Here is a 4,273-nt window from a genome sequence, read left to right as displayed (position 1 = left end):
ACCGGCATGGGTGGAAAGGATAAGCTCCTTGGAGCGAACGAACTTGATTTTCATATGACACCCCGCAGGTGAATGTTATCTTGTTTATGTCATTCGCCTTCGGGGGTGTATTTGCCTGCTTTTTCTCATTTTCATCAGTTGATGATCACGGAATCAGGCTTTACCGCAAGAAGAAATAAGAGGGACAGGATTCCCGTTTATGGAAATGAAAGAAATTTCCGAATCGGGATACCCGGCATTAATTGGGGCTGCAATTTCAGCAAAAAGTTGCGTGTCGGTAATGTCGGGACAGGGACAAATGATTTTACGACAATCACTGCCCCATATAACGAACCAAGGAGCAGTTCATCAAATCCAAGCGGTGAAAGAGCCCATAAAGGAACGGACTTCAGATCAATAGACAGAAGTGGCAATGTCAGGAAATTATTTTTTGTATATGATAACGGTGAGGTTTATCAGATTGAGTCGTCGCTAAACAGTTCAGGCTAAGTCTTGTGGGAGGTTTATTTGATGAAAAAAAAGTTGAAAGTAGGAATTGTTGGAGGTACAGGGATGGTCGGCCAGCGATTCGTGCAGCTGCTGGAAAATCACCCTTGGTTTGAAGTGACGGCCATCGCGGCCAGTCCCAAATCGGCAGGCAAGACATACGAAGAAGCCGTTCGCCATCGATGGAAAATGTCCGGCCCGATTCCGGAGCGGGTCAAGTCGATCGTGGTGCAGGACGCGTCGAACGTGGAAGAGGTCAGCGCCAACGTCGATTTCGTCTTTTGTGCCGTGGAAATGAAGAAAGAGGAAACGAAAGCGTTGGAGGAAGCCTACGCGAAGGCGGGCACACCGGTTGTCTCCAACAACTCGGCCCATCGTTGGACGCCGGACGTGCCGGTGGTCATTCCAGAGGTCAATCCCGAGCATCTTACCGTGATCCCGGCACAGCGCAAGCGGCTCGGCACGTCAACCGGATTTATCGTGGCCAAGCCGAACTGCTCCATCCAAAGCTACGTGCCGGCGCTTCACGCACTTGCGCCGTTCAAGCCCACAAAGGTCGTGGTTTCCACCTACCAGGCCATTTCCGGAGCCGGTAAAAGTTTTGCCGATTGGCCGGAAATGCTAGACAATGTCATTCCTTACATCGACGGCGAAGAAGAGAAAAGCGAGCAGGAACCGTTGCGCATTTGGGGCCGCGTGGAAAACGGCGAAATCGTCAAGGCGAACAATCCCGTCATATCGTCGCAATGCGTTCGCGTTCCCGTGACGGACGGCCATCTGGCGACCGTCTCCGTCTCGTTCGAGCATAAGCCGACGAAGGCGGAAATCCTGGCCTGCTGGCAGCAGTACAGCGGCCGGCCCCAAGAACTCGGATTGCCAAGCGCACCGAACCCATTCATCACCTGCTTCGAGGAAAATGACCGTCCGCAAACGAAGCTCGACCGCAACATCGGGAACGGCATGGGCGTATCCGTCGGACGGCTTCGCGAGGACACTCTATACGACTACAAATTTGTCGGACTGTCGCATAACACCTTGCGCGGAGCAGCCGGAGGCGCTATTCTGATCGCTGAATTGTTGAAAGCGGAAGGATATATTTAACGGGCTCCAAAATGAAAAAACCTCCATCATGGAAGGTTATTGACTGAAGACAAACTCCCGCTTGCGACTGAACTGCTCCCTGTCAAGTAGACAGTGAAAAAAACAAAAATCGTATTCTCTGGACTCCGTTAATTGCGGAGTCCGTTTTTATGCAATATTTTCAAGTTACTGACGATAAGTCATCGGAGCAAGCCTATTTAGCCTCTTTCGCGCGTTGCTGGGCAAATCCCAACTTGCTGTGCTGTGTGAGCTTAAGCTCCCATCGCGAGTGGCCCATGCAGCCTTGGGGGATCCACAGTGACAACGGCCAGGAGTTTTTAAACGCCCATTTGAAAACCTTCTGCGCTTCAAACCAGTTTCGGTTCTCGCGCAGCCGCCCTTATCGCAAAAACGACAATGCTCACGTGGAGCAGAAAAACGGCTTCCTCGTCCGCCAGCTGGTCGGCTACGAACGCTATGATCGCCCAGAACAAGTGGAGTGGCTCAATGCCCTCTATGCCCTGCATGACCGGTACTTCAATTTCTGCCTGCCCACTTGCAAGCTGATCGGCAAGGAGAGGCACGGAGCGCGTGTCAAGAAAACCTTTGATACGGCCAAAACACCCGTTGCGCGGTTAATCGAATCGGGCGTGGGAGGGACTCTTCCGTGGCGGGGCTTTTTACGGCGATTATGGAAAAAACTTGCGAAAAGTATAGCATCAAATTAATGGAAGCGCTTCCTTTCTTGTAACGAAATTGTAATCTTGTTTTTAACGGAATTTAACCAAACCCTCTTATGATGAAGATAACCCCCTTTTTTCATATAGATTCCCTTTTTGGGCCTGTCGGTACGCACGACAGGCCGCTTTTTTTCAATGAATATGAATCGGGCGGGAGGCCGGCTTGCGGACCATCCCGCCTGGTTTCGGGCGGTGCCCGGTTTCATTTCCTTTTTCATTGCGGCTAAGGACTCATCGCTTCCAACGTTCGGAACACGATGACGATGGCTTCGGCGCGCGTCGCGGAGTCGTACGGCGCGAAGAGCGAGCCGTCGCGGCCCTGGATGAGGTTTTGTTGCCTCAGGGCTTCCACGGCGCCCTTCGCCCAGACCGGAATGTCCGCGTCGTCGCCAAAGGCGGTTGACTCGCCGGCATCAGCCAGTCCCAGGGCTCTTGTATTTTTTCTTCATCCGAATCACCTGTCGCACGCCAAGCCCGAGAACGGTGGCAGCTTCCTGGTTGGTCATGCGTCCATCGAGGATTTTCTCCACTACAAGTGCTTTTTTCCATTCCGCTCTGGTCAATGTCACAGTCTCCTGTCCCATCGTGACATTTTCTCAGAACAGTTACACCGTGACATGATTACAGCACAATAACAACAGTGTCCGGCTCTTGGTTGACAGGGTCCAACGCGCATATTACAATTAGGAGCAATGATTGACAGGGACAAAATCGATGACGGGAAAGAGTACTCCGGAACCGCATCCGCAGAGAGGGCGGCCTTCGGCTGCAAGCCGCCTGGTGACGACCGGACGAAAGACCTCCCCGAGATGTCCGTGCGAACGGACCGCGGGCGAACCGCGGGACCCAAGTAGTGCGGAACGCGGCCGGGCGTTATCCGGCGTACGAGCGGACGCGTATGGCGAGCCCGCGGGCGGCGTGGGCCGGCCGGGCGGCGCGTCCGGAAGACGGGTGGCACCACGGGAGCCGAGGCTCTCGTCCCAGGCGGGACGGGAGCTTTTTTGATGGAGCTTGGGGAGTTTGAGTTTCGGGTAAATGGGGTGATCGCGTGGCTTTCCAAAAACCGCCGGGCACGCAGGATATCCTGCCGGCAATCGCTGGGCTCTGGCAACATGTGGAGCGGACGGCGCGGGAGCTGTGCCGGCGTTACAACTACCGGGAAATCCGCACGCCGATCTTCGAAGCGACCGAGCTGTTCCGACGGGGCGTCGGCGAGACGACGGACATCGTGGAAAAGGAAATGTACACCTTCGAGGACCGCGGCGGGCGGAGCATGACGCTGCGGCCGGAGGGGACGGCGGGCGTCGTGCGGGCCTATGTGGAAAACAAGCTGTACGGCGAGCCGGACCTTGCCAAGCTGTACTACATCGGGCCGATGTTCCGCTACGAGCGGGCCCAGGCCGGGCGGTTCCGGCAGTTCCACCAGTTCGGCGTGGAGGCGATCGGATCGGACGATCCGGCGCTGGACGCGGAAGTCATCGCCCTCGGGTACGATTTTTACAGGATGCTGGGGCTCGAAGGCGTCACGGTGGAGATCAACTCCGTCGGCACGCCGGAGGTTCGCGCCGCGTTCCGCGAACGGCTGCTCAAGTTCCTCGAACCGATGCGGGACACGCTGTGCAAGGACTGCCAGGCGCGCATGGCGCGCAATCCGCTGCGGGTGCTGGACTGCAAGGTGGACCAGGACAAGTTCGCCGATGCGCCGTCCATCCTGGACAGCCTGGACAAGGCGTGCGCGGCGCACTTCGACCGGGTGCGGGAGCATCTGGAAGCGATGGGGATTCCATATGTAATCAACCACCGGCTCGTGCGCGGGTTGGATTATTACACCCATACCGCCTTCGAGTACAAGGCGCGGGGGATCGGCGCCATCGACGCCGTCGGCGGCGGCGGGCGGTACAACGGTCTGGTGGCGCAGATCGGCGGTGAAGACCGCCCCGGCGTGGGCATGGCCATCGGCCTCGAGC

The 4,273-nt window shown here is 56.3% G+C and carries 4 protein-coding genes; 3 read left to right on the top strand and 1 reads right to left on the bottom strand.

Annotated features, from left to right (window positions below):
* Nucleotides 1–510 precede the first annotated feature (510 nt).
* Both BAA01_07945 and BAA01_07940 read left to right on the top strand, forming a co-directional pair.
* Nucleotides 511–1,587: an aspartate-semialdehyde dehydrogenase gene (locus BAA01_07945; protein OUM84587.1), complete on the top strand. Its 1,077-nt coding sequence runs from the start codon at nucleotides 511–513 to the stop codon at nucleotides 1,585–1,587.
* 149 nt (nucleotides 1,588–1,736) lie between these two features.
* Nucleotides 1,737–2,294 (top strand): hypothetical protein, encoded by a 558-nt coding sequence (locus BAA01_07940; protein OUM84586.1) that lies wholly within the window; start codon nucleotides 1,737–1,739, stop codon nucleotides 2,292–2,294.
* On the opposite strand, the gene BAA01_07935 is transcribed toward BAA01_07940, so the two are convergent.
* Nucleotides 2,291–2,524 carry a hypothetical protein gene (locus BAA01_07935; GenBank protein ID OUM84585.1) on the bottom strand — a complete coding sequence of 78 codons (234 nt, stop codon included), beginning with the start codon at nucleotides 2,522–2,524 and terminating at the stop codon, nucleotides 2,291–2,293. The two genes, BAA01_07940 and BAA01_07935, sit on opposite strands and share 4 nt — an antisense overlap.
* A gap of 830 nt (nucleotides 2,525–3,354) precedes the next feature.
* On the opposite strand from BAA01_07935, the gene BAA01_07930 reads away from it, so the two are divergent.
* Nucleotides 3,355–4,273, top strand: a 919-nt coding sequence (locus tag BAA01_07930) for a histidine--tRNA ligase (GenBank protein OUM84584.1), incomplete at its 3' end; no start/stop codon positions are given.

The sequence above is a fragment of the Bacillus thermozeamaize genome (assembly GCA_002159075.1).
Classification (GTDB): Bacteria; Bacillota; Bacilli; order ZCTH02-B2; family ZCTH02-B2; genus Bacillus_BB; species Bacillus_BB thermozeamaize.
This window is presented reverse-complemented; position numbering and strand designations above follow the sequence as displayed.